The sequence below is a fragment of the Hydrogenophaga intermedia genome, from assembly GCF_023715105.1.
Classification (GTDB): Bacteria; Pseudomonadota; Gammaproteobacteria; order Burkholderiales; family Burkholderiaceae_C; genus Hydrogenophaga; species Hydrogenophaga intermedia_A.
The window spans coordinates 90,631-115,327 of the sequence record NZ_JAMBNO010000009.1; the positions used below are offsets into that span (position 1 = coordinate 90,631).

Genomic DNA, 24,697 nt, shown 5'->3' on the forward strand with positions numbered 1-24,697 from the left:
GGGGCAAGACTGTAGCTCAGCCCTTGTTGGCGCGCTCGAAACGCTCGAGCTGCTCGTTGCCGCGTCGCACGGCTTCATCCAGCGCTTCCTTGGCGGTCTTCTTGCCCGACCACACCAGCTCCAGCTCCTCATCCATGATGGCCCGGATCTGGTTGAAGTTGCCCAGGCGCACGCCACGCGACTTGTCGGTGGTCTTGCGGATCATCTGGTTCACAGCGGTGTCGGTGCCCGGGTTCTCCTTGTAGAAGCCCGACTTCTCCGTCAGCGCGAACGACGCCAGCGTGATCGGCAGATAGCCGGTACGCTGGTGGCTCTTGGCCTGGATTTCGGCGTTGGTGAGGTGATTGAAGAAGGCGGCCACGCCTTTGTATTCGGCGGGCTTCTTGCCCGACATCACCCACAGCGAAGCGCCGCCGATGATGGTGTTCTGCGGCGCACCCTGCACGTCCGGGTAGTAGGGCAGCGGGGCAATGCCGAAGTCGAACTTGGCGTTCTTCTTGATGCTGGCGTAGGTGGACGAGCTCGCGGTGGCCATGGCGCATTCGCCGGAGTAGAAGGGCGCATCACCCTTGTTGCCTCGACCGCGGTAGTGGAACAGACCCTGCTTGGCCATGTTGGCGAGGTTTTCGATGTGGCGCACATGAAGCGGGCTGTTGAACGCCAGCCGCGCGGAAGTCCCGCCAAAGCCGTTGTTCTGGGTCGCGAACAGGGTGTTGTGCCAGGTCGAGAAACTCTCGAGCTGCGTCCAGCCTTGCCAGCTGGTGGTGAACGGGCAGGACACCCCCGAAGCCTTCAGTTTCGCCGCGGCCAGCACCAGCTCAGGCCAGGTCCTGGGCGGCGTGTTCGGGTCCAGGCCGGCCTTCTTGAACAGGTCCTTGTTGTAGTTGAGCACGGTGGTCGAACTGTTGAACGGGAAGCTCAGCATCTGGCCGTTGGGCGCGGTGTAGTAGCCCACCACCGCAGGGATGTATGCCTTGGGGTCGAACTTGTAGCCGGCATCGGCCAGCACCTTGCCCACAGGCACGATGGCGCCCTTGGCGGCCATCATCGTGGCGGTGCCCACCTCGTAGACCTGCAGGATGTGCGGGGCGTTGCCGGCGCGGAAGGCCGCAATCGAGGCGGTCATCGACTCGTCGTAGGAGCCCTTGTAGGTCGGCACGACCTTGTACTCCTTCTGGCTGGCGTTGAACTCGTTGGAGATGTCGATCACCCAGTCGTTGAGGCCGCCGGTCATGGAATGCCACCACTGGATCTCGGTCTGGGCGTGGGCGGGCAGGGCAAAGGCGCTGGCCAGGGCCATCGCGCCCAGGGTGGGAAGGAATCTGGGTTTCATCGGATCTCCTGAGGGTTGTGGTCTGCGAAGGTCGCAGGCTATCGGTCTTTTGTGACGGATCGATTGCAACGGGGTTGCCCGGTCATGACAACCGGGGTTTCCACGAGAAGGGGAGGGGATGTTGCGCTGCGATACCATCCCCGTCTCGGTGCTCCCTCTAACCGCCGAGCGCCCCATGAACGCTCCGACCCCGCTTCCGCTGCTTGCCACCGCCACGGACGACGCGCCCCGCCTGCGCGAGATTCCCTATAACTACACCTCGTTCTCGGATCGCGAGATCGTGATCCGCCTGCTCGGCGAGCGCGCATGGTCGCTGCTGGACGGGCTGCGCGGCGAGCGCCGCACGGGCCGCTCGGCCCGCATGCTGTATGAGGTGCTCGGCGACATCTGGGTCGTGCAGCGCAACCCCTATCTGCAGGACGACCTGCTGTCCAGCCGCCAGCGCCGCGGACAGTTGGTCGAGGCCCTCCACCACCGCCTGGGTGAGGTGCAAAAGCGCCGCACGCCCGAGGATGACCGCGAGCGCGACGCCCTGGTCGGGGAGTTGCTGACGGCGGCGCGTGCCGCCGTGGACAGCTTTGCACGCTCCTTCGACGAGGTGGCTGCGCTGCGCCAGCGCGCCACCAAGGTGCTGGGCCGGCTCACCGCCAAGGACAACATCAAGTTCGACGGCCTCTCGCGGGTTTCGCACGTGACGGACGCCACCGACTGGCGTGTCGAGTACCCCTTCGTGGTCCTCACCCCCGACACCGAGGCCGAGATGGCAGGGCTGGTGCAGGGCTGCGTCGAGCTCGGCCTGACCATCATCCCGCGCGGGGGTGGCACCGGCTACACCGGCGGCGCCATCCCGCTGACCTGGAAGAGCGCGGTCATCAACACCGAGAAGCTCGAGGCGATGACCGAGGTCGAATGGGTGAAGGTGCCCGGCCACGACGAGCCGCTGCCCACGGTGTGGACCGAGGCCGGCGTGGTGACCCAGCGCGTGGCCGATGCGGCCGAGCGCGCGGGCCATGTGTTTGCGGTCGACCCGACCAGCGCCGAGGCCTCGTGCATCGGCGGCAACATCGCCATGAACGCGGGCGGCAAGAAGGCCGTGCTCTGGGGCACCGCGCTGGACAACCTGGTGAGCTGGCGCATGGTCACGCCCCAGGCCGAGTGGCTGGAGGTGACGCGCCTGGACCACAACCGCGGCAAGATCCACGACGCCGAGGTCGCGACCTTCGAGTTGAAGTACTTCGCGCCCGACGGCAAGGCCCTGCGCCGCACCGAGACGCTGGCCATCCCGGGCCGCACCTTCCGCAAGGAGGGGCTGGGCAAGGACGTCACCGACAAGTTCCTCTCGGGCCTGCCCGGGATCCAGAAGGAAGGCTGTGACGGCCTGATCACCAGCGCGCGCTGGATCGTGCACCGCATGCCCGAGCACACGCGCACGGTGTGCCTGGAGTTCTTCGGCAACCCCAAGGACGCGGTGCCCAGCATCGTCGAGATCAAGGACTTCATGTTCGCCGAGCAGAAGCGCTCGGGCGTGCTGCTGGCCGGCCTGGAACACCTGGACGACCGCTACCTGAAGGCCGTGGGCTACGCCACGAAAAGCAAGAAGGGCAACGGCGGCCTGCCCAAGATGGTGCTGATCGGCGACATCGTGGGCGACGACCCGGACGCCGTGGCGCGTGCCACCAGCGAGGTCATCCGCATCGCCAACTCGCGCAGTGGCGAAGGCTTCACCGCCATCAGCCCCGAGGCGCGCAAGAAATTCTGGCTCGACCGCAAGCGCACCGCGGCCATCAGCAAGCACACCAACGCCTTCAAGATCAACGAAGACGTGGTGATCCCGCTGCCGCGCATGGGTGAATACACCGAGGGCATCGAGCGGATCAACATCGAACTGTCGCTGCGCAACAAGATCCGGCTGGCCAGCGAGCTCGAGGCCTTCTTCGCGCGCGGCCACCTGCCGCTGGGCAAGGGCGACGATGCGAGCGAGATCCCCAGTGCCGAGCTCCTCGAAGACCGGGTGCAGCAGGCCCTGGCGCTGGTGCGCGAGGTGCGCAGCCTCTGGACCGGTTGGCTGTCCGACATCGATCGCCTGTTCCCGCAGTTGCAGGATCACCGTCTGCGCGCGAGCTGGAAGGCGCAGATCCGCGCGCCGCTGCAGCAGATCTTCAGCGGCGCTGCCTTCGGCCCGCTGCTGGCCGAGTGCAACGCCATCCACCAGCGCGTCCTCAAGGGCCGGGTGTGGGTGGCCCTGCACATGCACGCCGGCGACGGCAACGTGCACACCAACATTCCGGTCAACAGCGACGACTACGAGATGCTGCAGACCGCGCACGAGGCGGTCGACCGCATCATGGTGCTCGCGCGCAGCCTGGACGGCGTGATCTCGGGCGAGCACGGCATCGGCATCACCAAGCTGGAATACCTCACCGACGAGGAGCTCAAGCCCTTTGCCGACTACAAGGCCAAGGTCGATCCCGAGGGTCGCTTCAACAAGGGCAAGCTGCTGCGCCAGACGATGTCGGGCGCCCACCGCGCCGACCTGGCGCACGCCTACACGCCCAGCTTCGGCCTCATGGGGCACGAGTCGCTCATCATGCAGCAGAGCGACATCGGCGCCATCGCCGACTCGGTGAAGGATTGCCTGCGTTGCGGCAAGTGCAAACCGGTGTGCGCCACCCACGTGCCGCGCGCCAACCTGCTCTACAGCCCGCGCAACAAGATCCTGGCCACGTCCCTGCTCATCGAGGCCTTCCTTTACGAGGAGCAGACCCGACGCGGCGTGAGCATCCAGCACTGGCAGGAATTCGAGGACGTGGCCGACCACTGCACGGTCTGCCACAAGTGCCTCACCCCCTGCCCGGTGAAGATCGACTTCGGCGACGTGACCATGAACATGCGCAACCTGTTGCGCAAGATGGGCCAGAAGAGCTTCCGCCCGGGCAATGCGGCGGCCATGTTTTTCCTCAACGCCACCCAGCCCGAGACCATCAAGTTGATGCGCTCGGCCATGGTGGGCGTGGGCTTCAAGGCACAGCGTCTGGCCAACAACCTGCTCAAGCGCGTGGCGCGCAAGCAGACCAGCGCGCCCCCGGCCACGCTGGGGCCGGCGCCGATCAAGGAACAGGTCATCCACTTCATCAACAAGAAGATGCCGGGTGGCCTGCCCAAGAAGACCGCGCGCGCGCTGCTCGACATCGAGGACAAGGACTACGTCCCCATCATCCGCAACCCGCAGGCCACCACGGGCGAGACCGAGGCGGTGTTCTATTTTCCCGGTTGCGGCTCGGAGCGCCTGTTCAGCCAGGTCGGCCTGGCCACGCAAGCCATGCTCTGGCACGCCGGCGTGCAGACGGTGTTGCCACCGGGCTACCTGTGCTGCGGCTACCCGCAGCGCGGCTCGGGCCAGTTCGACAAGGCCGAGAAGATCATCACCGACAACCGCGTTCTGTTCCACCGCGTGGCCAACACGCTCAACTACCTGGACATCAAGACCGTGGTGGTGAGCTGCGGCACCTGCTACGACCAGCTCCAGGGCTACGAATTCGAGAAGATCTTCCCCGGCTGCCGGATCATCGACATCCACGAGTACCTGCTCGAGAAGGGCATTCGCCTGGAATCGAAGGGTGCATACCTCTACCACGATCCCTGCCACAGCCCCATGAAGCTGCAGGACCCGATGAAGACCGTGAAGGCGCTGGTCGGGGAGCAGGTGCTCAAGAACGAGCGCTGCTGCGGCGAGTCGGGCACGCTGGGCGTGACGCGCCCGGATGTGTCGACCCAGGTGCGTTTCCGCAAGGAAGAGGAAATCCGCAAGGGCGAGTCCGCGCTGCGCGCCAGCGGCGCCGTGGGCGCGGACGACAACGTCAAGATCCTTACCAGCTGCCCGAGCTGCCTTCAGGGCCTCACCCGCTACGGCGACGACCTGCAGAACGGCCTGCTCGAAGCCGATTACATCGTCGTCGAGATGGCGCGCCACATCCTGGGCGAGAACTGGCTGCCCGAGTACGTGGCCCGCGCCAACCAGGGCGGCATCGAACGCGTTCTCGTCTGATTCACCCGGAGACAAACCATGGCCGGCCTGGACCGCAACACCCCCACCCCGCAGGACATCACCGTGCACGGCGCCTCCCGCGTGCTCGAGGTGAGCTTTTCCGACGGGCAGACCTTCAAGATCCCGTTCGAGCTCATGCGCGTGTACTCGCCCTCGGCCGAGGTGCAGGGCCACGGCCCGGGCCAGGAGGTGCTGCAGACCGGCAAGCGTCACGTCGGCCTGCTGGCGCTGGAGCCGGTCGGCAATTACGCGGTGCAACCCACTTTCGACGACGGGCACTCCTCGGGCATCTTCTCCTGGGACTACCTCTATTTCCTGGGCTCGAAGCAGGCTGAGCTGTGGGCCGACTACGAGGCCCGGTTGCAGGCCGCTGGCGCGGGTCGCGATGACCCGATGCCCGAGAAGGCCGGCGCCGGCTGCGGCCACTCGCACTGAACGGGAAGCCCCGCATGGCCCAGACCCACTTCGGCTTTCAGAACGTCGACGAGCGCGAGAAGGCGCAGCGCGTGCGCGGCGTCTTCGACTCCGTGGCCTCGCGCTACGACGTCATGAACGACCTCATGTCGGCCGGCCTGCACCGCCTCTGGAAGCGCTACACCATCACCGTGGCCGATGCGAAACCAGGCCACCAGGTGCTCGACATCGCCGGCGGCACCGGCGACCTGGCGCTGGCCTTTGCGCGCGAGGTCGGCCCGGGCGGGCGTGTGGTGCACACCGACATCAACGAGGCCATGCTGCGCGAGGGGCGTGAGCGGCTCATCGACGCCGGCGTGGTGCTGCCCACGATGGTGTGCGATGCCGAGAAGCTGCCCTTTGCCGACAACAGCTTCGACCGCGTTTCGGTGGCCTTTGGTCTGCGCAACATGACGCACAAGGAACTTGCGCTGGCCGAAATGCATCGCACGCTCAAACCGGGCGGCAAGTTGCTGGTGCTGGAGTTTTCCCGGGTGGCCAAACCGCTGGAGAAGGCGTACGACTGGTACTCGTTCCAGGTGTTGCCGAAACTGGGCAAGTGGGTCGCCAATGACGAGAGCAGCTACCGCTACCTGGCCGAGTCGATCCGCATGCACCCGGACCAGGAAACGTTGCGACAGATGATGAAAGCGGCGGGCTTCGGCCACGTCGACGTGCACAACCTCACGGGGGGCGTGGTTGCCCTGCACGTAGGGATCAAGTGCTGACGCTATCTTGTGGGTATTGTTCGATTTCAGACACGGAGGCAAGGATGATGAACAAGCTGTGGTCGGTGCTGCTGGCGGTGACCCTGGCGCTCGGTTCGAGCGAGGTGCTGGCCAAGCGCATGGGTGGGGGCTTGTCCATTGGCAAGCAGTCGGGCAACGTCACGCAGCGCAGCACGGCGCCGAGCCAGCCGGCTCAGCAGGCCGCCCCCGCGCAGGCACCCCAGAATGCCGCGGCGCCGCGCCCGGCCAACGCGCCGGCTGCCGCCGCGCCGCAGCGCCCCTGGGGCGCCATGCTCGGTGGCCTGGCCGCCGGCCTGGGCCTGGCCTGGCTGGCCTCGGCGCTGGGTTTCGGTGAGGCTTTCGCGCAATTCCTGCTGTTCGCGCTGCTGGCCGTGGTGGTGCTGGCGGTGGTGGGCATGGTGATGCGCCGCAGGGCCCCCGCCGCCCAGGGCAGCGGCCTCGCCTACCAGGGCGCCGCTCCCGCCGCCGCCCGCGCGCCGGCCGAGTTCGAGCCCACCATGCCGCGCAGCTACAGCCCGCAGAACGTCGGCAACGACGCGTCGGCGCGCCCCTGGGAGCGCAGCGCGCCGGTTGCCCTGGAACAGCCGTCGTCCTCTGGCGGTTCGATGATCGGCTCGGCCCTGCTGGGCCGCCAGAGCTGGGGCATCCCGGCTGGCTTTGACGTCGAGGGCTTCCTCAAGGCCTCGAAGTCCAATTTCGTGAACCTGCAGGCCGCCTGGGACCGCGCCGACATTCCCAGCCTGCGCGCCATGATGACCGACGACATGCTCGAGCAGATCAAGGGACAGCTGGCCGAACGCGAGCGCGAATCCGGTGGCACGGGCAACAAGACCGAGGTGGTGATGCTGGAGGCCCAGCTGCTGGGCATCGAAGAGACCGACGACGTCTACATGGCCAGCGTGGAGTTTTCCGGACTGATTCGCGAGGATGCGTCGGCCGGTCCCAACCCGTTCCGAGAGGTCTGGAACATCACCCGTCCCAAGAATGGCCCGGGTGGCTGGCTGGTGGCGGGCGTGCAGGCGCTGCAGTAATCCCCTCAACCCGCCCGGCACCTGCCGCCGGGCGCGGCTTATCCGTCAGAATCGGGTGGTCATGGCACATGTACCACCCGATTCCGCTTCTGGCGGCGCTTCGCGCACCCCCGAGAACCCGCTGCAGAGCCTCCTGGGCGCGATCCGCCCGCCCGCCTGGGTCGTTGACGAGTTGCAGAACCGCCTCGTGCTGTTCCTCAACCATGTGTTGCAGCAGGAGCCCGCGGCCACCGAGCGCCTCAAACGCCAGGCCGGCAAGCCACTCAAGCTGCAGTGGGGCGATTTCCACCTCACGTTGGCGCCCACGCGCGCGGGCCTGCTGGAGCGCTGCGACCCTGCCGTGGTCACGCCCGAACTCACCGTCACGCTCACCCAGGCCTCGCCGCTCGATCTGGCCCAACGCGTGCTCGCGGGCGAAAAGCCTGGCGTCGATATCCAGGGTGACGTGCAGCTGGCCGCCGAGATCGCCTGGCTGGTCGACAACCTGCGCTGGGACGTCGAGGAGGACCTTGCGCGGGTGCTGGGCGATGCGCCCGCGCACGCGCTGGCGGGTTTCGCGCGCCGCGCAGCCCAAGGCGTGAAGGCCTTCGTCGAGCGCATGCCGCGCCCGCCGGTGCCCGGCGCCGGGGTGGACCGGTGAGCCGCCTGCTGCGCGGCACCTTCATCGTCTGGGTGGTGCTGCGGCACGGGCTCGACGAGCTCGTGCTCTCCAGCTTCCAGCACCCCTGGCTGCGCCGGCTCACGCGCATCGTCAGGCTCGGGCGTCGGCTCGACGCGCCGCGCGGTCAACGCCTGCGCGAGGCGCTGGAGCGCCTGGGCCCCATCTTCGTGAAGTTTGGCCAGGTGCTCTCCACCCGGCGCGATCTGATGCCGGCGGACATCGCCGACGAGCTGGCCCGGCTGCAGGACCGCGTACCCCCGTTCCCCGCCGAGGTCGCCATCGCCACCATCGAGCGTGCCTACGGTCGCCCGCTCGACGACGTGTTCAGCCACTTCGAACGCGTGCCGGTGGCCAGCGCCTCGATCGCGCAGGTGCATTTCGCCACGCTCAAGGCCGGCAAGGCCGCCGGCCGCGAGGTCGCCGTCAAGGTGCTGCGGCCCAACATGCTGCCCGCCATCGACAAGGACCTGGCGCTCATGCGCACCATGGCCGGCTGGGTGGAGCGCCTCTCGGCCGACGGCCGACGCCTCAAGCCGCGCGAGGTGGTGGCCGAGTTCGACAAGTACCTGCACGACGAGCTCGACCTGCTGCGCGAGGCGTCCAACGCCGCTCAACTGCGCCGCAACATGGCCGGGCTCGATCTGGTCATCATTCCCGAGATGCACTGGGACTGGTGCCGCACCGACGTGATGGTGATGGAGCGCATGCACGGCGTACCCATCAACCGCACCGACGAGCTGCGCCGCCGCGGGGTGGACATCCCGAAGCTTGCGCGCGACGGCGTCACCATCTTCTTCACCCAGGTGTTCCGCGACGGCTTCTTCCATGCCGACATGCACCCGGGCAACATCCAGGTCAGCCTCGATCCGGCCACTTTCGGGCGCTACATCTCGCTCGACTTCGGCATCGTGGGCACGCTCACCGCGTTCGACAAGGAATACCTGGCGCAGAACTTCACCGCCTTTTTCCGGCGCGACTACAAGCGCGTGGCCGAGTTGCACATCGAGTCCGGCTGGGTGCCCGCCGACACGCGGGTGGATGAGCTCGAGGCTGCGGTGCGCGCTGTGTGCGAGCCCTACTTCGACCGGCCGCTCAAGGAAATCTCGCTCGGCATGGTGCTCATGCGCCTGTTCCAGACCTCGCGGCGCTTTCACGTCGAGATCCAGCCCCAACTCGTGCTGCTGCAGAAAACGCTGCTCAACATCGAGGGCCTGGGACGCGATCTCGACCCCGACCTCGACCTCTGGGCCACCGCCAAACCCTTTCTGGAGCAGTGGATGCTGGAGCAGGTGGGCCCGCAGAAGCTGCTCGCCCAGCTCAAGGCCGAGGCGCCGCAATATGCCAAGCTGCTGCCCGCCCTGCCACGTCTGCTGCACGACTACCTGCGCCACCGTCCGCACGAGTTGCGCCAGGAACTCGATGCCCTGATGGCCGAGCAGCGCCGCACCAACCGGCTGTTGCAGGGCATCGTCTACGGCGGGGTGGGGTTTCTGCTCGGCCTGCTGGTCACGCAAGTGCTGCTGCGCGTGCGGCTGTGGTGAGGCGCCCGGCGCCGCCCCGGGAAACCCCCCGGAATTTATAATCGCCGGCTTTGTCCGCCCCGCCGGGGCGGGTACGTCCTGTCCACTTACATCCCACTGCCATGCCCATCTACGCCTACAAGTGCGAGTCCTGTGGCCACGCCAAGGACGTGCTCCAGAAAATGGCCGACGCCCCGCTGACCGCCTGCCCGGCGTGCGGCGCCGACGCCTTTCGCAAGCAGGTCACGGCCGCCGGCTTTCAGCTCAAAGGGTCCGGCTGGTACGTGACCGACTTCCGCGGTGGCAACACCGGGGGCGCTGCCGCCCCGTCGGGCGACGCCAAACCCGCGGACAGCAAGCCGGCCGAGAGCCCGGCCGCGGACAGCAAACCCGCGGCTGCACCGGCGGCGAGCGCGCCTGCGTCGCCCTCGACCCCGGCCGCCTGACCGGCCCGCCCCATGACCGCCTTGCGAAAGTGGCTCTTCTCGGGACTGCTCGTCCTCGTGCCACTCATCGTCACCTTGTGGGTGCTTGAATGGGTGGTCAGCACACTCGACCAGACACTCAACATCCTGCCGGCTTCCTGGCATCCCGATGCCTGGCTGGGCGTGCACATCCCCGGTCTGGGCGTGGCGTTCGCGCTCATCGTCTTGCTGTCGATCGGCGCGCTGGCCTCCAACATCATCGGCAACAAGCTTGTGCACTGGTGGCACGCGCTGTTGCACCGCATCCCGGTGGTGCGGTCCATCTACTCCGGCGTCAAGCAGGTCTCCGACACGCTGTTCTCGGAGAAGGGCAATGCCTTTCGCAAGGCGCTGCTGGTGCAGTGGCCGCACGAGGGCATGTGGACCGTCGCCTTCCTCACCGGCGCGCCGCAGGGTGACCTGCTCGAACAGCTGCAAGGCCAGCCCGGCGCGCGCGCGCCCGACGACCGCTTCATCAGCGTCTACGTGCCCACCACGCCCAATCCCACCGGCGGCTACTTCGTGCTGCTGCGCGAGCGCGACTGCGTGGAACTCGCCATGAGCGTGGACGAAGCGCTCACCTACATCGTGTCCATGGGGGTCATCGTGCCCGGTGGGCCGAAGAACCCCAAGATCAAGCTCGCGGCCACCCCTGCCGCGGACGTTTCCTGAAGCAAGAAAGAAGCAACATGGCCATGCGTTCCCACTACAGCGGTCTGGTGACCGACGCCCTGCTGGGCCAGACCGTCACGCTCGCGGGCTGGGTGAACCGCCGCCGCGACCACGGCGGGGTGATCTTCATCGACCTGCGCGATCGCGAAGGCACGGTGCAGGTGGTCTGCGACCCCGATCGCCCCGACATGTTCAAGACCGCCGAAGAGGTGCGCAACGAGTTCTGCGTGCAGGTGGTCGGCGTGGTGCGCGCGCGCCCGGAGGGCACCACCAACGACAGCATCAAGAGCGGCAAGATCGAGGTGCTGTGCCACGAGCTCAAGGTGCTCAACCCCTCGGTCACGCCGCCGTTCCAGCTCGACGACGACAACCTCTCCGAGACCACGCGCTTGACGCACCGCGTGCTCGACCTGCGCCGCCCCTACATGCAGCGCAACCTCATGCTGCGCTACCGCGTGGCCATGGAGGTGCGCAAGTTCCTCGACGCCAACGGCTTCGTCGACATCGAGACCCCGATGCTCACCAAGAGCACGCCCGAAGGCGCACGCGACTACCTGGTGCCCAGCCGCGTGCACGACGGCATGTTCTTCGCGTTGCCGCAATCGCCGCAGCTGTTCAAGCAACTGCTGATGGTGGCCGGCTTCGACCGTTACTACCAGATCACCAAGTGCTTCCGTGACGAAGACCTGCGCGCCGACCGTCAGCCCGAGTTCACGCAGATCGACATCGAGACCTCGTTCCTGACCGAGCAGGACATCCGCGACATGTTCCAGGGCATGATCAAGACGGTGTTCCAGAACACGCTCGGCGTGGATCTGGGCGACTTCCCGGTCATGCCTTATGCCGAGGCCATGCACCGCTACGGCTCCGACAAGCCCGACCTGCGCGTGAAGATGCAGTTCACCGAGCTCACCGACGTGATGGCCGATGTGGATTTCAAGGTTTTCAGCGCGCCCGCGCAGATGAAGAACGGCCGTGTGGTGGCCCTGCGCGTACCCGGCGGCAGCGAGATGAGCCGCAGCGAGATCGACGCCTACACCGAGTTCGTCAAGATCTACGGCGCCAAGGGCCTGGCCTGGATCAAGGTCAACGACATCACCAAGGGCCGTGACGGCCTGCAGAGCCCGATCGTGAAGAACCTGCACGACGCCGCGCTCGATGCGGTGCTGCAGCGCAGCGGCGCGCAGAACGGCGACATCCTGTTCTTCGGTGCCGACAAGGCCAAGGTGGTCAACGACGCCATCGGCAACCTGCGCATCAAGATCGGCCACAGCGAGCTCGGCAAGAAGAACGGCCTGTTCGAGGACCGTTGGGCACCGATGTGGGTGGTGGACTTCCCCATGTTCGAGTACGACGAAGAGGAAGACCGCTGGACCGCGGTGCACCACCCCTTCACCGCGCCCAAGGACGGTCACGAAGATTTCATGGTCACCGACCCGGGGCGTTGCATCGCCAAGGGCTACGACATGGTGCTCAACGGCTGGGAGATCGGCGGCGGTTCCGTGCGTATCCACCGCGCGGACGTGCAGCAGAAGGTCTTTGACGCGCTCAAGATCAGTCCCGAGGAGGCACGCCTGAAATTCGGCTTCCTGCTCGACGCGCTGCAGTATGGCGCGCCGCCGCACGGTGGTCTCGCCTTCGGCCTGGACCGCATCGTCACGCTCATGACGGGTGCCGAGTCGATCCGCGACGTGATCGCCTTTCCCAAGACCCAGCGCGCGCAGTGCCTGCTCACGCAGGCACCGAGCCCGGTGGACGAGAAGCAGCTGCGCGAGCTTCACATCCGCCTGCGCAACCCCGATTCGGTCAAGAACGCTTGACATTCCTGTAGGACCAGACCGCAAAAGGCGCCTTCGGGCGCCTTTTTTGTCGGGAACCTGCGTATCCTCTGGCGGTCGCACCATTGATCACGCCGATCAATGACCTGTCACTTTCTGGAAAGGAGCCCCGCCATGGCCGACGCCACCGCCGATACCACCGCCAGCAAGAAGAAGCTCGTGCGCGACCTGCAGCGCGTCATCACCGACGCCGAAGAGCTGCTGCATGCCACCGCCGACGAAACCGAGGGCAAGGTGGTCGAGATGCGCGAGCGCATCCGTGAAAACCTGAACGCCGCCAGGCACAAGCTCCTCGACATCGAGGAATCCATTGCCGTGAAGGCCAAGGAGGCCGCGCGCGCCACCGACGAGTACGTGCACGAACACCCGTGGCAGGCCATCGGCACGGCCGCCGGGGTGGGCCTGCTCATCGGCCTGCTCATCGGCCGTCGCTGAGGCAGCGCGGCCGATGGAGACCTCGCGTCTGTCGGCATCGGTCCGCGGCCTGGCCGCCACGCTGATCGAGCTGGCCCAGGTCCGCCTTGAACTGCTCAGTGTCGAGGCGCAGGAGGAGGTGCTGCGTGTTGCCGGCCTGCTGGCCTATGGTGCGATCGCACTCGTCTGCCTGGCACTCGGCCTGGGCTTTCTGGCGATCCTGATCACCGTGGCCCTGTGGGATACCCACCGCATGCTGGCCCTGGCGGTGTTCGCCGTGCTGTTCCTGCTGTGTGGCCTCGTGGCCGCCTGGCGCGCGCGTGAACGCGTGTTGCGGGGCTCGCGCCTGTTCTCGGCCAGCATCGACGAACTGCGCCAGGACCGCGAGGCGCTTGAGCCATGAGCGCCTCGCGCGCGCAGCAACTGGCACAGCGGCGCCACGCTTTGCGTGCGCGCTCGCGCAGCCTGCGTGCCCGCGCCGGCCGGCATGCGCAGGCACTGCAGCCCGTGCTGGGTTGGGCCGACCGCGCCCAGGCCGCGTGGCGGTGGGTGCGCGAGCGCCCACCCGAACTGCTGTGGCCATTGGCCCTCGTGGCGGGGCTGTGGGTGGCGCGTCGTCCGAGCCGGCTGGTCAGCGCGCCGCTGCGGTTGTGGTCGGTGTGGCGCTTGTGGCTGCGCCTCTCGGCAGGCCGGCGTGTCTGACCTGCCCGCCGCCGCGACCCGGCCCTTCAAGGTGCCGCAGTCGGTGCTGGTGGTGATTCACACGCCCGCGCTGCAGGTGCTGCTCATCGAGCGCGCGGACGCGCCCGGGTTCTGGCAGTCGGTCACTGGGTCCAAGGATCACCCCGACGAGCCCTTCGAACAAACCGCGGTGCGCGAGGTGGCCGAAGAAACCGGCCTCGACGCGCGCGCCCCGGGCCATGTGCTGCGCGACTGGGCCCTGGAGAACGTCTACGAGATCTACCCCCAGTGGCGCCATCGCTATGCGCCGGGTGTCACACACAACACCGAGCGCCTGTTCGGCCTGTGCGTGCCGCACGCAATGCCCGTGCGCCTGAGTGCGCGCGAGCACCGCGACCAGCTCTGGCTGCCCTGGCATGAGGCCATGGAGCGCTGCTTTTCGCCCTCCAACGCCGAGGCCATCGGCTGGCTGCCGCGGCTGGGTGGCCCGTCTGCTCGCTAGCCGCGCGAGCGCATGCGATCATTTCGCGCATGAGCATCGTGCGCGTGGCGACCTACAACATCCACAAGGGCGTACAGGGCCTGGGCCCGGTGCGCCGGCTGGAGATCCACAACCTCGCGCACGCCGTCGAGCAGTTCGACGCCGACATCGTCTGTCTGCAGGAGGTGCGCAGCCACCACCGCAAGTTCGAGCGCTATTTCACGCGCTGGCCCGAGCTGGACCAGGCGGGCTACCTCTCGCCCGAAGGCTACGAGGCGGTCTACCGCACCAACGCCGTCACGCGCCACGGCGAGCACGGTAATGCGCTGTTGTCGCGCTGGCCCGTGCTGGGCGTGGGCCATGCCGACGTGTCCGACCACCGTTTCGAACAACGCGGTCTGCTGCATGCGCAAGTGCTCGTGGAGGGCACCGACGTGCATGTGGTGGTGGTGCATCTCGGCCTCATCCACGCCAGCCGCGAACGCCAGGTGCGGCGACTGGGTCAGTTCATCGAACGCGAGGTGCCCACCAGCGCCCCGCTGATCGTCGCCGGCGACTTCAACGACTGGAGTGCGCAACTCATCAAGCCCATGGCCGCGCTGGACCTGCGCACCTTCGAGGGCATCCGCCTGCCCACCTACCCGGCGCGCCTGCCCCTGTTGCACCTGGACCGCATCTTCGTGCGCGGCCTGCGGCCGGTGTCGGCGCACGTTCCGCACGGGGCAGCCTGGCGCCGCATGTCCGACCACCTCCCCTTGATCGCGGATCTGGAGCTGTGAGACGCATCCACTCCACCTGGCGCGACGGCCACCAACTGGTGCTGCTGCAAGGCGGCGACGCGTTCTTTCCCGCGCTCATCGAGGCCATGGACGCGGCGCGCCAGGTGGTGCACGTGGAAACCTACATCTTCGAATTCAAAGGATCGGCGCTGGCCGTGGCCGAGGCGCTGGAACGCACGGCGCGCCGCGGTGTGGAGGTCCGGCTGGTGGTCGATGGTGTCGGCACGCCCGCGATGCCTGTCGAATGGCAGCAGCGCTTTGACGCAGCGGGCGTGAAGTGGCGTGTGTACGCGCCGCTGGGCCGGCTGGGCCTGTTGCTGCCCAGCCGCTGGCGGCGTCTGCACCGCAAGCTCTGCGTGGTGGACGGCACGGTCGGGTTCTGTGGCGGCATCAACCTCATCGACGACCGCGACGACGTGGCGCTGGGCCGACTGGGTGAGCCGCGTCTGGACTATGCGCTGCGCGTGGCCGGCCCGCTGGTGGCCGACATGGTGTCCGCGATGGAGCAGCTCTGGTGGCGCTTGCAAGCGGTGCGCGCAGCGCGCCAACGCGAGTTCATCGCGGCGTGGGACGCGCTGCGGGGCTCGCGCCCGGCGGGCGATTTCTCGCGGTTGTTGCGCAAGTTCGAGGCGCGCGCGCGCGGCTTCGCAGGCACCGATGCGCTCGAGGCCGAGAGCACCCTGGTCGGGGTGGACGGCGCCCGTGCCGCACTGCTGCTGCGCGACAACGTGGCGCACCGCCACGACATCGAGCGTGCCTACCTCAAGGCCATCGGCAGCGCGCACCGGGAAGTGGTGATCGCCAACGCCTATTTCATCCCGGGGCGGCGGCTGCGCAAGGCCTTGCTGCACGCGCGCGAGCGCGGTGTGCGCGTGCGCCTGTTGCTGCAGGGCCGCTACGAGCACTTCCTGCAGTACCGCGCCGCGCGTCCGGTGCTCAAGCGGCTGGCCAACGCCGGCATCGAGGTGCACGAGTACGCGCCGAGTGCATTGCACGCCAAGGTGGCGGTGGTGGACGAGCGCTGGGCCACGGTGGGCTCGACCAACCTCGACCCGCTGTCGCTGTTGCTGGCGCGCGAGGCCAACGTGATGACCACCGACAAGCGCTTCGCCGCGCTGCTGCGCGACCAGCTCGACCACCTGATGCGCACCGCGGGTACCCCGCTGGACGCTGCTGCGCTGAACCGCCGGCCCTGGAAAGACCGCGTGCTCGACCGCTTCGCCTTCGGCGTGATGCGCGGTGTGTTGTTCCTGACGGGACACCGGTACTGATGGACCTGATCGTCCAGCGCCCCGAAGGCCTGTACTGCCCGCCCGGTGATTTCTATATCGACCCCTGGCGGCGGGTGGATCGCGCGGTGATCACGCATGCGCACGCCGACCACGCGCGTCCGGGCCACGGCCACTACCTGGCCGCGGCACCCGGTGCGGGTCTGTTGCGTGCGCGACTGGGTGAGGACATCACCCTGCAGCCCCTGGCCTACGGGGAGTCCATCCTCCATCGCGGGGTGCGCATCTCGCTGCACCCGGCGGGTCACGTGCTGGGCTCGGCCCAGGTGCGGGTGGAACATGGTGGCCAGGTGTGGGTGGCCAGCGGCGACTACCGCACCACGCCCGTCGGCGCCGTGCCCGACCGCACCTGCACGCCGTTCGAACCCGTGCGCTGCGATGTGTTCATCACCGAATCCACCTTTGGCTTGCCGATCTACCGCTGGCGTACGGATCACGTGCTGTTCGCCGAGATCAACGCCTGGTGGGCGCGCAACGCCGCGCAGGGGCGCGCCAGCGTGCTCAGTTGCTACAGCCTGGGCAAGGCGCAGCGCATCCTGGCCGGGGTCGATGCGTCGATCGGCCCCATCGTCTGCCACGGCGCGGTCGAGCCGCTCAACCGCGCGTACCGCGAAGCGGGTGTGGACTTGCCCGCCACGCGTCTGGTGAGCGAGGTCGCCGACAAGGCCGACCTGCAGCGTGCCTTGGTGCTGTGCCCGGGCAGTGCCATCGGAACGCCATGGATGAAGCGCTTCGGCGATTTCAGCGACGCCTTTGCGAGTGGGTGGATGCAGATCCGCGGCTGGCGCCGCCGCGGCGGGCAGGACCGCGGCTTCGTGCTCAGCGACCACGCCGACTGGCCGGGCCTGCTCTCGGCCATCGGCGCCAGCGGCGCCGAGCGCGTGATCGTCACCCACGGCAGCGTGCCGGTGCTGGTGCGCTACCTGCAAGAGCAGGGGCTCCAGGCGGAGGCCTTCGAGACCGAGTACGGGGACGAGGCGCAAGAGTCCGACGGTGCTCCCGCATGAAACGCTTTGCCGCGCTGTTTGCCGAGCTCGACGAGAGCACGTCCACCCACGACAAGGTCGCCGCGCTGGTGCGCTACCTGCGCGACGCACCACCCGAGGACGCGGCCTGGGCGATGTACTTCCTGGCCGGCGGCAAGCCGCGCCAGATCATCCGCACCGCCCAGCTCAAGGCCGTGGCCATGCGGGCTGCGGGGCTGCCCGAGTGGTTGTTCGAGGCCAGCTACCAGGCGGTGGGTGACCTGGCCGAAACCATCGCGCACGTGCTCCCCGATCCCGCCCGCGCGGGCATCGAGCTTGGCCTGAGCGCCTGGATGCATGAGCGCTTGCTGCCGCTTCGCGGTGCCGACGACGCACACATCGCCGAGGCGCTCATGTCCTGGTGGCGCGAGTTGGACGCACTCGGCCGCTTTTTGCTGGTCAAGCTCGTGGGGGGCGGCTTTCGGGTCGGCGTGAGCAAGCTGCTGGTGCAGCGCGCGATCGCCGAGCACGCGGGCCTGGATGCGCGTCTGGTGGCCGCGCGCATGATGGGCTTCACCGACGGCAAGCGCGCGCCCACGCTCGCGGCCTGGCAGGCCATTGTCGCGCCCGCCGACGCGCTCGACGGCCGCGCACCGAGCCAGCCGTATCCCTTTTTTCTGGCTCACGCGCTCGCAGGCCTGCCCGAGGACAGCCTGGGTGCTGCAAGCGACTGGCTTGCCGAATGGAAGCTCGACGGGATCCGCGGCCAGATCGTCAAGCGCGCTGGCCAGGTGTGGGTGTGGTCGCGCGGCGAAGAGTTGATGACCGAACGCCTGCCCGAACTCGTGCGGCTGGCGGCGGGCTGGCCCGACGGCACGGTGGTGGATGGCGAGATCGTGGCCTGGGACGCCGGCGCCGAGCCGCTGCCCGGCACCGATCACGCCGGCCGCCCGGCGGCGTTCGCGCAACTGCAACAGCGCATCGGCCGCAAGACGCTGGGGCCCAAGGTGCTGGCCAGCGCCCCGGTGGGGTTTGTTGCCTACGACCTGCTCGAATCGCGTGGGCAGGATCTGCGCGCGCAGCCGCAACACGCGCGGCGCTTGGCGTTGCAAGACTTTGCGCAGACCTGCACACCGGCCCTGCCGTTGTCGCCGTTGCTGCTGGCCGACGATTGGCCCGCGCTTGCGGCGCTGCGCGCACGTTCGCGCGAGCTTGGCGTCGAGGGTCTGATGCTCAAGCACCGTGAGAGCGGCTATGGCGTCGGTCGCGTGAAGGGCGACGGGGAGGGCCGTCGCCTTGCGTGGTGGAAGTGGAAGATCGACCCACTCACCGTGGACGGCGTGCTGATCTATGCCCAGTCGGGTCACGGTCGACGCGCCTCGGTCTACACCGACTACACCTTCGCGGTCTGGAACCGCCCGCCGCGCGACCCGGCCGAAGCGCAAGCCGTGGTCGAGGCCATCGCCGCACGCCAACCCGCCGATCCCGAGGGCCTGCAGCTCGTTGCCTTCACCAAAGCCTACTCGGGCCTCACCGACCGCGAATTCCAGGCGGTGGACGCGGTGATCCGCCAGACCACCCTGGAGAAGTTCGGCCCGGTGCGCAGCGTGCGCCCCACGCTCGTGTTCGAGCTCGCGTTCGAGGGCATTGCGCGCAGCACACGGCACAAGAGTGGCGTGGCGCTGCGCTTCCCGCGCATGCTGCGCGTGCGCGACGACAAGCCGTTGCACGAAGCCGACACCCTGCACACGCTCCAGGCGCTTCTTTCGCATTTCTGATGATTCGCGGCGTCTTGCCGCCAGCCGCTGACACACCGGGAACCCGATGTTGTGCCGGACCACGTATCGACGTCATCCACGAAGCCTGCAAGGAATGAATCCATGAAGAGAACATCGTCCGGGACGCCAACGAGATCGCCTTCGCCATCGCCGACGCGAAGGGTCAGGGGTGAGGGCGAAGCGATTGCCCCGATCGTGCGCACGACGCGCGTATCCACGCGATGGCAGGGCATGCACCATCCCGGTCGTCCGACGGTCGTTGTGCTCGTGGTGGGCGGTTGCGAAGGACAAGCCGTGACCCAGCAACTCGACGCGTGGCAACTGCGCGCCCGGGCGGTGGAATACAACTACGGCGTCATCGAGGCGGGCGACCCTACCGAGAACCTGAGCGAGAGTGCCGCGTTGCTCAAGCAGCAGGTGCCTGCCAATGCCAAGGTGGTGGTGCTTCAGGCCAATGAGGACGTGCCCGAGGAGAACGTCGAACATGCGCAGGACGCGTTGAGCCATGCCGGTCTCGCCCGCCAGTCTCTGCCTCCTTGCCTGGCGGACGATGCCGATACGGCCCATCTGCCGGTGTTTCCATCCGAAGCGCAACTGGTCCGGCAGACCCTGCAGGCGCTGGACACGGGTGGCGCCGGCGAGGCCGTCGACCTGGGGGCTGAAGCGGCCTTCGAAGCACGTCAGCGATCGCTTCAACTCGCGCAACAGCGGCGAACGACCGATCAACTCACGGCGGTTCGCCAGCAGCTCGAAGAAGAGGTCCACGCGATGGTCGAACTCGTCCAGGCGATTGATGATCTGCTGCCCGATGAAGAGCCGCCACCGACGTCGCTGCCATTGGCGCTCAGGCAAGGCATCAACGCGCTGCAGTTCACGCCGCACTGGCAGGCCAGGGCCTCGACGCCGCAGGCCGCGCAACTGACGGGGCTGCTCCTGAGGGTGGGGCGGGAATCCGCGTCCGGCGGCGACCCGTCCCTTCAGCTCGCGTCGGGGGCGATTCTGCGGTGCCTGCAGCACGACGAAAACGCCCTGAGTGCCGTGCTGGCCGCCGTGGACCGGTGTCTGCCAGAGAGTTCGGACGCGGACCAGTTGGGGGTCTTGCTGGGGGCGGTGTTCGCATACGAGGTGGGGGCGGCGGCATCGGCCATGGGCGGGGATGCCTCGAGCACCCCGACGTGACTGCCAACGCGGTCAGCACCGCGCCGGTGCCGTGCGGCCGCGGACCTGGGTGGCCGTAAGGGCATACCCCCCGTCGGAAATGGGGGCGGTGATAGCATCCCCCATGCTCATGAAGACCGACCCCGATCAGACTCCCGGCGCTGCGCCCCAAGGCGGCGACGAAGGCGTGCCCGTCTCCGTGAAGATCCGCGAGCGGCTCAAGGCCGCCCGGCAGCGCTTTCATTCGAACGACAACATCGCCGAGTTCATCCAGCCTGGTGAGCTCGACAAGTTGCTCGACGAGGTGACCCGCAAGATGCAAGGCGTGCTCGAGTCGATGGTGATCGACACCGAGAGCGACCACAACACCGGCGATACCGCGCGCCGCGTGGCCAAGATGTACCTCAAGGAGGTCTTCGCGGGCCGCTACGTCAAGGGCCCCTCGGTCACCGAGTTCCCCAACGCGGAGCACCTCAACGAGCTCATGATCGTGGGCCCGATCACCGTGCGCAGTGCCTGCAGCCACCACTTCTGCCCCGTCATCGGCAAGCTGTGGATCGGCATCATGCCCAACGAACACACCAACGTGATCGGCCTGTCCAAGTACGCGCGCATGGCCGAATGGATCATGGGCCGTCCGCAGATCCAGGAAGAGGCGGTGATCCAGCTGGCCGACCTGATCCAGGACAAGACACAGCCCGACGGCCTGGCCATCGTGATGGAGGCCAGCCACTATTGCATGGCCTGGCGCGGCGTGAAGGACATGGACAGCAAGATGATCAACTCCGTGATGCGTGGTGTCTTCCTCAAGGACGCCAACCTGCGCCGCGAATTCCTCTCGCTCATCCCCCGCTGAACCCATCTCGCAAGATCACCATGCTCGTTCGCTTGCTCTACGTCAGCCGCGCTGTCGACAAGGACCCCAAGGCCATCGAGGCGATCCTCGACGCGTCGCGCCAGCACAATGTCAGCAACGGCATCACGGGCGTGCTCTGCTATGGCGGCGGCATCTTCCTGCAGGCCATCGAAGGCGGGCGCGCCGCAGTCAACAAGCTGTACAACCACATCGTCGCCGACAAGCGCCATCAGGATGTGGTGCTCCTGCACTACCAGGAAATCAGCGAGCGCCGCTTCGGCGGCTGGACCATGGGGCAGGTCAATCTCGCCAAGCTCAACACGTCCATCGTGCTCAAGTACTCCGAGCGCCCCGAGCTCGACCCGTACGCCGTCTCGGGTGCGGTCTCGCTGGCCCTGCTTGAAGAACTCATGGCCACGGCCAGCATCATCGGCCGGGCCTGACGCCGCTGCGGCGGTGTCGCCATGCCGCTCGATGCCTTCCTGCTCATCCTGCTCGCCGGCCTGATCCACGCCGGCTGGAACATCGCCGCCAAGCACGCGGGGGGCGATGCGCGCTTTGCCTTCTTCTCGTCGGCGCTGGTGGCCATCGTCTGGGCACCGGTGGGCTGGTGGTTTGCTCGCGGTGCACTGGGGCAGTGGGGCGCCGCCGAGTGGGCTTTCGTGCTGGCCAGTGGCGTCATTCACGTCTTCTATTTCGTCACTTTGCTGCGTGGTTACCGCCGGGCCGACCTCACGGTGGTCTACCCGCTGGCGCGCGGCAGCGGCCCGCTGATCACCGCGCTGGTGGCGGTGCTCTTCCTCGGCGAGCAACTCAGCGCGTTGGGCGGCCTTGGCATCGCCGCGGTGGTGGGGGGTGTGTTCCTCATTGCGGGCGGCCCGGGCCTGTGGCGCACCGCGCACGACCCGGCCGCGCGAGAGCGGCTGCACCGCGGACTCGCCTACGGCGCGCTCACCGGTGTGTTCATCGCTGGTTATTCGGTGGTCGATGGTTACGCGGTCAAGGTGCTTCTGATGTCGCCCATCCTGGTGGACTACATGGGCAACCTCGTGCGCCTGGTGCTGTTTGCGCCCACGGTGCTGCGCGACCGCGCGCAAGCGCTGCGCCTGTGGCGCTTGCAGTGGAAACACGCGCTGGGCGTGGCGGTGTTCAGCCCCATCGCCTATGTCCTGGTGTTGTTCGCCATGCAGCGCGCGCCGCTGTCGCATGTGGCGCCGGCGCGAGAGGTTTCCATGCTGTTTGCCGCGCTCATCGGCGGCCACCTGCTGCGCGAGGGCGATCGCGCATTGCGCCTGCTGGGCGCGGTGTTCATTGCGTCGGGCGTGGCCGCGCTCGCCTTGGCATGAGCGCCGCGATGCATCACGCGCCAGTCGACCCATGAACACCGCGGACTTCACCCTGCTCGGTTGCGATTTCACGAGCGCCCCCTCGAAGCGCAAGCCCGTCACGCTGGCTGTGGGCCGCAGCCAGCGCGGCCGCGTTTTGCTCGACGCCATCGAGACCTACGAATCGCTCGACGCCTGGGGCGAGCGCCTGTGCGCCCCAGGCCCCTGGGTGGGCGGCTTCGATCTGCCCTTCGGTCTGCCACGCGAACTGGTGGAAACGCTGGGCTGGCCCACCGACTGGCGAGCCTGCATGGCGCATTACGGTGCCTTGTCGCGCGATGCCATTCGCGACACGTTTGCTGCCTTCTGCGCCGCACGGCCCGTGGGGTCCAAGTTCGCGCACCGCGCCGCCGACGCTCCCGCAGGCTCCAGCCCCAGCATGAAATGGGTCAACCCGCCGGTGGCGTTCATGCTGCACGCGGGCGTGCCGCGCCTGATTGCAGCCGGCGTGCGGTTGCCAGGCCTGAGCGAAGGCGATGCGCAGCGCGTCGCGCTCGAGGCCTACCCGGGCCTGCTCGCGCGCAGCGTGCTCGGCAGCACCTCGTACAAGAGCGACGACAAGGCCAGGCAGACGCCCGAGCGCCTGATTGCGCGCAAGACGTTGATCAACGCGCTGGAGAACGGTCAGGCGCCCGCGCTGCAGGCGGCCGGCTTGCGCCTCAAACTCAGCCACGCGCAGCGCGACGCGTTGGCCGACGATGCCAGCGGCGACCGGCTCGATGCTGTGCTGTGCCTGCTGCAGGCCGCCTGGGCGTTGCAGCAGCACCAGGCGGGTCACCCGCGCTGGGGCCTGCCGGCCTTCGATCCGCTCGAAGGCTGGATCGTGAGCGCCTGATTCCTACAATGCCTTCCATGCCCCAAGAAGCCCCCCAACCCACTGAACTGCCCCAACTGCCGCGCGATCTGCGCTTTGCCTTCGTCGAAGCGTCCTGGCACGCCGACATCGTGCAGCGTTCCCGCGATGCCTTCTTCGCCGAGATGGCCCGCGCCGGCTTTGGCTCCGAGGCCATCGACGTGTTCGATGTCGCGGGGGCGTTCGAGATTCCGCTGCACGTGCAGCGGCTGGCGCAATCGGGTCGCTACGCGGCGGTGGTGGGCAGCGCGCTGGTGGTTGACGGCGGCGTGTACCGCCATGATTTCGTGGCCAGCACCGTGGTGCAGGCGCTCATGGACGTGCAGTTGCAGACGGGCGTGCCCGTGATCTGTGCCGTGCAGGCGCCACACCACTTCCACGAACACGTGGAGCACCGCAAGTTCCTGCAGCAGCATTTCGGTGCCAAGGGCACCGAGGCGGCGCAGGCGGTGCTGCTCACCGTGGCCGGCCTGCGCGCCCTCGACGCACGCGTGTAAGGCCTTGGCCATGGCTGGCGACGCACGGTGACGCCCCTGAACGGAGATCACCATGCGACGTACCGTCATCCTGCTCTTCACCCATGGCCTGTTCCTGGCCATCGGCTTCGCGGCCGGCATCTACACGCTGCCGCTGCTGATCGCTCCGCCCGCGCCCAGCGCGCAGGCCGTGGCTGGCGCCGCCCAGGGCGCCAGCTTCACCGGTACCTTCCGCCGCGACCTGAAAGACAGCGACGCCCTGCACTGGGGCGAAGGCACGGTGAGCGTGGGGCCGCAGCGCATCGTGCTGCAGGGACGCCTGGCCCCGGGGCCGGACTACAAGCTCTACCTCGCGCCTGAATTCGTCGAAACCGAGGCCGACTTCGCGCGCTTGAAACCGCAGATGCAGCGCGTGGGCGATGTGAAGACCTTCGAGAACTTCATCGTCGACCTGCCGCCGGGCGTGGACCTGCAGCGCTACACCACGGTCATCGTGTGGTGCGAGACCTTCAACGAGTTCATCACCGCTGCGCAGTACCGCTGAATACGCTGGTGCATCATCGGGGTTCTTCAACGCGCCAGAGGAACATCGTATGAATTTCGCCAAAGTGGTCGGTGTCGTGCTCATCGCGGCCGGGGCCATCGGCCTCGTGATGGGCAGCTTCAGCTACACCAAGGAGTCCGAGGCCGTGAAGCTGGGCCCGCTGGAGCTCTCGGTCAAGCAGGAAGAGACCGTCAACGTGCCGGTGTGGGCCGGCATCGGCGCCATTGCCGTTGGGGTGGTGCTGCTCATCATGGGTGGCCGCAAGGGCTGAT

The 24,697-nt window shown here is 67.8% G+C and carries 26 protein-coding genes; 25 read left to right on the top strand and 1 reads right to left on the bottom strand.

Going from position 1 to position 24,697, the window contains the following annotated elements:
* Positions 1 to 16: 16 nt before the first annotated feature.
* Positions 17 to 1,333, bottom strand: a complete 1,317-nt coding sequence (ugpB, locus tag M3149_RS10155) for a sn-glycerol-3-phosphate ABC transporter substrate-binding protein UgpB (protein ID WP_251709190.1) — start codon at positions 1,331 to 1,333, stop codon at positions 17 to 19.
* A 175-nt stretch (positions 1,334 to 1,508) separates the two neighbouring features.
* On the opposite strand from ugpB, the gene M3149_RS10160 reads away from it, so the two are divergent.
* The 25 genes from M3149_RS10160 to M3149_RS10280 all read left to right on the top strand — a co-directional run bounded on the left by M3149_RS10160 (position 1,509) and on the right by M3149_RS10280 (position 24,696).
* On the top strand, positions 1,509 to 5,378 hold the full coding sequence (locus M3149_RS10160) for a DUF3683 domain-containing protein (RefSeq protein WP_251709191.1): 3,870 nt from the start codon (positions 1,509 to 1,511) through the stop codon (positions 5,376 to 5,378).
* An 18-nt stretch (positions 5,379 to 5,396) separates the two neighbouring features.
* Positions 5,397 to 5,813, top strand: coding sequence for a gamma-butyrobetaine hydroxylase-like domain-containing protein (locus tag M3149_RS10165; RefSeq protein WP_251709192.1), 417 nt, complete (start codon positions 5,397 to 5,399; stop codon positions 5,811 to 5,813).
* Between the two features lie 14 nt (positions 5,814 to 5,827).
* Positions 5,828 to 6,559, top strand: a complete 732-nt coding sequence (gene ubiE, locus M3149_RS10170) for a bifunctional demethylmenaquinone methyltransferase/2-methoxy-6-polyprenyl-1,4-benzoquinol methylase UbiE (protein WP_251709193.1) — start codon at positions 5,828 to 5,830, stop codon at positions 6,557 to 6,559.
* Positions 6,560 to 6,606: 47 nt separating this feature from the next.
* Entirely contained in the window at positions 6,607 to 7,611 is a 1,005-nt protein-coding gene (locus tag M3149_RS10175) for a Tim44 domain-containing protein (protein WP_251709290.1), read from the top strand.
* A 61-nt stretch (positions 7,612 to 7,672) separates the two neighbouring features.
* Positions 7,673 to 8,251 (top strand): ubiquinone biosynthesis accessory factor UbiJ, encoded by a 579-nt coding sequence (locus tag M3149_RS10180; RefSeq protein ID WP_251709194.1) that lies wholly within the window; start codon positions 7,673 to 7,675, stop codon positions 8,249 to 8,251.
* Positions 8,248 to 9,813, top strand: coding sequence for a ubiquinone biosynthesis regulatory protein kinase UbiB (gene ubiB / locus M3149_RS10185; protein ID WP_251709195.1), 1,566 nt, complete (start codon positions 8,248 to 8,250; stop codon positions 9,811 to 9,813). Before M3149_RS10180 ends, ubiB begins: the two co-directional genes overlap by 4 nt.
* A gap of 101 nt (positions 9,814 to 9,914) precedes the next feature.
* A complete protein-coding gene (locus tag M3149_RS10190; protein WP_251709196.1) occupies positions 9,915 to 10,238 on the top strand; it encodes an FmdB family zinc ribbon protein in 324 nt (107 codons plus the stop codon).
* Between the two features lie 12 nt (positions 10,239 to 10,250).
* Positions 10,251 to 10,928, top strand: a complete 678-nt coding sequence (locus tag M3149_RS10195; RefSeq protein ID WP_251709197.1) for a DUF502 domain-containing protein — start codon at positions 10,251 to 10,253, stop codon at positions 10,926 to 10,928.
* A 17-nt stretch (positions 10,929 to 10,945) separates the two neighbouring features.
* Positions 10,946 to 12,748, top strand: a complete 1,803-nt coding sequence (gene aspS, locus M3149_RS10200; RefSeq protein WP_251709198.1) for an aspartate--tRNA ligase — start codon at positions 10,946 to 10,948, stop codon at positions 12,746 to 12,748.
* Between the two features lie 132 nt (positions 12,749 to 12,880).
* Entirely contained in the window at positions 12,881 to 13,201 is a 321-nt protein-coding gene (locus M3149_RS10205) for a DUF883 family protein (RefSeq protein ID WP_251709199.1), read from the top strand.
* Between the two features lie 13 nt (positions 13,202 to 13,214).
* Positions 13,215 to 13,583 carry a phage holin family protein gene (locus M3149_RS10210; RefSeq protein WP_251709200.1) on the top strand — a complete coding sequence of 123 codons (369 nt, stop codon included), beginning with the start codon at positions 13,215 to 13,217 and terminating at the stop codon, positions 13,581 to 13,583.
* A complete protein-coding gene (locus M3149_RS10215; protein WP_251709201.1) occupies positions 13,580 to 13,882 on the top strand; it encodes a hypothetical protein in 303 nt (100 codons plus the stop codon). Before M3149_RS10210 ends, M3149_RS10215 begins: the two co-directional genes overlap by 4 nt.
* Positions 13,875 to 14,363: a dihydroneopterin triphosphate diphosphatase gene (gene nudB / locus M3149_RS10220; RefSeq protein ID WP_435370738.1), complete on the top strand. Its 489-nt coding sequence runs from the start codon at positions 13,875 to 13,877 to the stop codon at positions 14,361 to 14,363. Before M3149_RS10215 ends, nudB begins: the two co-directional genes overlap by 8 nt.
* A 29-nt stretch (positions 14,364 to 14,392) precedes the next feature.
* Positions 14,393 to 15,121: an endonuclease/exonuclease/phosphatase family protein gene (locus M3149_RS10225; RefSeq protein WP_251709202.1), complete on the top strand. Its 729-nt coding sequence runs from the start codon at positions 14,393 to 14,395 to the stop codon at positions 15,119 to 15,121.
* The gene (gene clsB / locus M3149_RS10230; RefSeq protein WP_251709203.1) at positions 15,118 to 16,392 is read left to right on the top strand and encodes a cardiolipin synthase ClsB; all 1,275 of its coding nucleotides are present in this window, start codon (positions 15,118 to 15,120) and stop codon (positions 16,390 to 16,392) included. The genes M3149_RS10225 and clsB overlap by 4 nt, the downstream gene beginning before the upstream one ends.
* Positions 16,392 to 17,417, top strand: a complete 1,026-nt coding sequence (locus M3149_RS10235; protein WP_251709204.1) for a ligase-associated DNA damage response exonuclease — start codon at positions 16,392 to 16,394, stop codon at positions 17,415 to 17,417. Before clsB ends, M3149_RS10235 begins: the two co-directional genes overlap by 1 nt.
* A complete protein-coding gene (locus M3149_RS10240) occupies positions 17,414 to 19,153 on the top strand; it encodes an ATP-dependent DNA ligase (RefSeq protein WP_251709205.1) in 1,740 nt (579 codons plus the stop codon). Before M3149_RS10235 ends, M3149_RS10240 begins: the two co-directional genes overlap by 4 nt.
* 294 nt (positions 19,154 to 19,447) lie before the next feature.
* Complete coding sequence (locus M3149_RS10245; protein WP_251709206.1) at positions 19,448 to 20,332, top strand: hypothetical protein; 885 nt, start codon at positions 19,448 to 19,450, stop codon at positions 20,330 to 20,332.
* Between the two features lie 103 nt (positions 20,333 to 20,435).
* Positions 20,436 to 21,167, top strand: a complete 732-nt coding sequence (gene folE, locus M3149_RS10250) for a GTP cyclohydrolase I (RefSeq protein ID WP_251709207.1) — start codon at positions 20,436 to 20,438, stop codon at positions 21,165 to 21,167.
* A gap of 20 nt (positions 21,168 to 21,187) precedes the next feature.
* A complete protein-coding gene (locus M3149_RS10255; protein ID WP_251709208.1) occupies positions 21,188 to 21,610 on the top strand; it encodes a BLUF domain-containing protein in 423 nt (140 codons plus the stop codon).
* Positions 21,611 to 21,631: 21 nt separating this feature from the next.
* Complete coding sequence (locus M3149_RS10260) at positions 21,632 to 22,513, top strand: EamA family transporter (RefSeq protein WP_251709209.1); 882 nt, start codon at positions 21,632 to 21,634, stop codon at positions 22,511 to 22,513.
* A 31-nt stretch (positions 22,514 to 22,544) separates the two neighbouring features.
* Entirely contained in the window at positions 22,545 to 23,387 is an 843-nt protein-coding gene (locus M3149_RS10265; RefSeq protein ID WP_251709210.1) for a DUF429 domain-containing protein, read from the top strand.
* Between the two features lie 17 nt (positions 23,388 to 23,404).
* The gene (locus M3149_RS10270) at positions 23,405 to 23,902 is read left to right on the top strand and encodes a 6,7-dimethyl-8-ribityllumazine synthase (protein ID WP_251709211.1); all 498 of its coding nucleotides are present in this window, start codon (positions 23,405 to 23,407) and stop codon (positions 23,900 to 23,902) included.
* 52 nt (positions 23,903 to 23,954) lie between these two features.
* On the top strand, positions 23,955 to 24,425 hold the full coding sequence (locus M3149_RS10275) for a DM13 domain-containing protein (RefSeq protein ID WP_251709212.1): 471 nt from the start codon (positions 23,955 to 23,957) through the stop codon (positions 24,423 to 24,425).
* A gap of 49 nt (positions 24,426 to 24,474) precedes the next feature.
* Positions 24,475 to 24,696, top strand: coding sequence for a hypothetical protein (locus M3149_RS10280; RefSeq protein WP_251709213.1), 222 nt, complete (start codon positions 24,475 to 24,477; stop codon positions 24,694 to 24,696).
* Position 24,697 lies beyond the last annotated feature (1 nt).

Bases quoted from the DNA above. Each gene is read 5' to 3' on its own strand.
- M3149_RS10175 (WP_251709290.1), top strand. From the start codon at position 6,607: ATGAACAAGCTGTGGTCGGTGCTGCTGGCGGTGACCCTGGCGCTCGGT.
- ubiE (WP_251709193.1), top strand. From the start codon at position 5,828: ATGGCCCAGACCCACTTCGGCTTTCAGAACGTCGACGAGCGCGAGAAG.
- M3149_RS10210 (WP_251709200.1), top strand. From the start codon at position 13,215: ATGGAGACCTCGCGTCTGTCGGCATCGGTCCGCGGCCTGGCCGCCACG.
- M3149_RS10255 (WP_251709208.1), top strand. From the start codon at position 21,188: ATGCTCGTTCGCTTGCTCTACGTCAGCCGCGCTGTCGACAAGGACCCC.
- M3149_RS10240 (WP_251709205.1), top strand. From the start codon at position 17,414: ATGAAACGCTTTGCCGCGCTGTTTGCCGAGCTCGACGAGAGCACGTCC.
- M3149_RS10235 (WP_251709204.1), top strand. From the start codon at position 16,392: ATGGACCTGATCGTCCAGCGCCCCGAAGGCCTGTACTGCCCGCCCGGT.
- aspS (WP_251709198.1), top strand. From the start codon at position 10,946: ATGGCCATGCGTTCCCACTACAGCGGTCTGGTGACCGACGCCCTGCTG.
- folE (WP_251709207.1), top strand. From the start codon at position 20,436: ATGCTCATGAAGACCGACCCCGATCAGACTCCCGGCGCTGCGCCCCAA.
- M3149_RS10190 (WP_251709196.1), top strand. From the start codon at position 9,915: ATGCCCATCTACGCCTACAAGTGCGAGTCCTGTGGCCACGCCAAGGAC.
- M3149_RS10275 (WP_251709212.1), top strand. From the start codon at position 23,955: ATGCGACGTACCGTCATCCTGCTCTTCACCCATGGCCTGTTCCTGGCC.
- M3149_RS10280 (WP_251709213.1), top strand. From the start codon at position 24,475: ATGAATTTCGCCAAAGTGGTCGGTGTCGTGCTCATCGCGGCCGGGGCC.
- M3149_RS10215 (WP_251709201.1), top strand. From the start codon at position 13,580: ATGAGCGCCTCGCGCGCGCAGCAACTGGCACAGCGGCGCCACGCTTTG.
- M3149_RS10165 (WP_251709192.1), top strand. From the start codon at position 5,397: ATGGCCGGCCTGGACCGCAACACCCCCACCCCGCAGGACATCACCGTG.
- M3149_RS10270 (WP_251709211.1), top strand. From the start codon at position 23,405: ATGCCCCAAGAAGCCCCCCAACCCACTGAACTGCCCCAACTGCCGCGC.
- ugpB (WP_251709190.1), bottom strand. From the start codon at position 1,333: ATGAAACCCAGATTCCTTCCCACCCTGGGCGCGATGGCCCTGGCCAGC.
- M3149_RS10225 (WP_251709202.1), top strand. From the start codon at position 14,393: ATGAGCATCGTGCGCGTGGCGACCTACAACATCCACAAGGGCGTACAG.
- M3149_RS10195 (WP_251709197.1), top strand. From the start codon at position 10,251: ATGACCGCCTTGCGAAAGTGGCTCTTCTCGGGACTGCTCGTCCTCGTG.
- M3149_RS10205 (WP_251709199.1), top strand. From the start codon at position 12,881: ATGGCCGACGCCACCGCCGATACCACCGCCAGCAAGAAGAAGCTCGTG.
- M3149_RS10180 (WP_251709194.1), top strand. From the start codon at position 7,673: ATGGCACATGTACCACCCGATTCCGCTTCTGGCGGCGCTTCGCGCACC.
- M3149_RS10160 (WP_251709191.1), top strand. From the start codon at position 1,509: ATGAACGCTCCGACCCCGCTTCCGCTGCTTGCCACCGCCACGGACGAC.
- M3149_RS10260 (WP_251709209.1), top strand. From the start codon at position 21,632: ATGCCGCTCGATGCCTTCCTGCTCATCCTGCTCGCCGGCCTGATCCAC.
- M3149_RS10265 (WP_251709210.1), top strand. From the start codon at position 22,545: ATGAACACCGCGGACTTCACCCTGCTCGGTTGCGATTTCACGAGCGCC.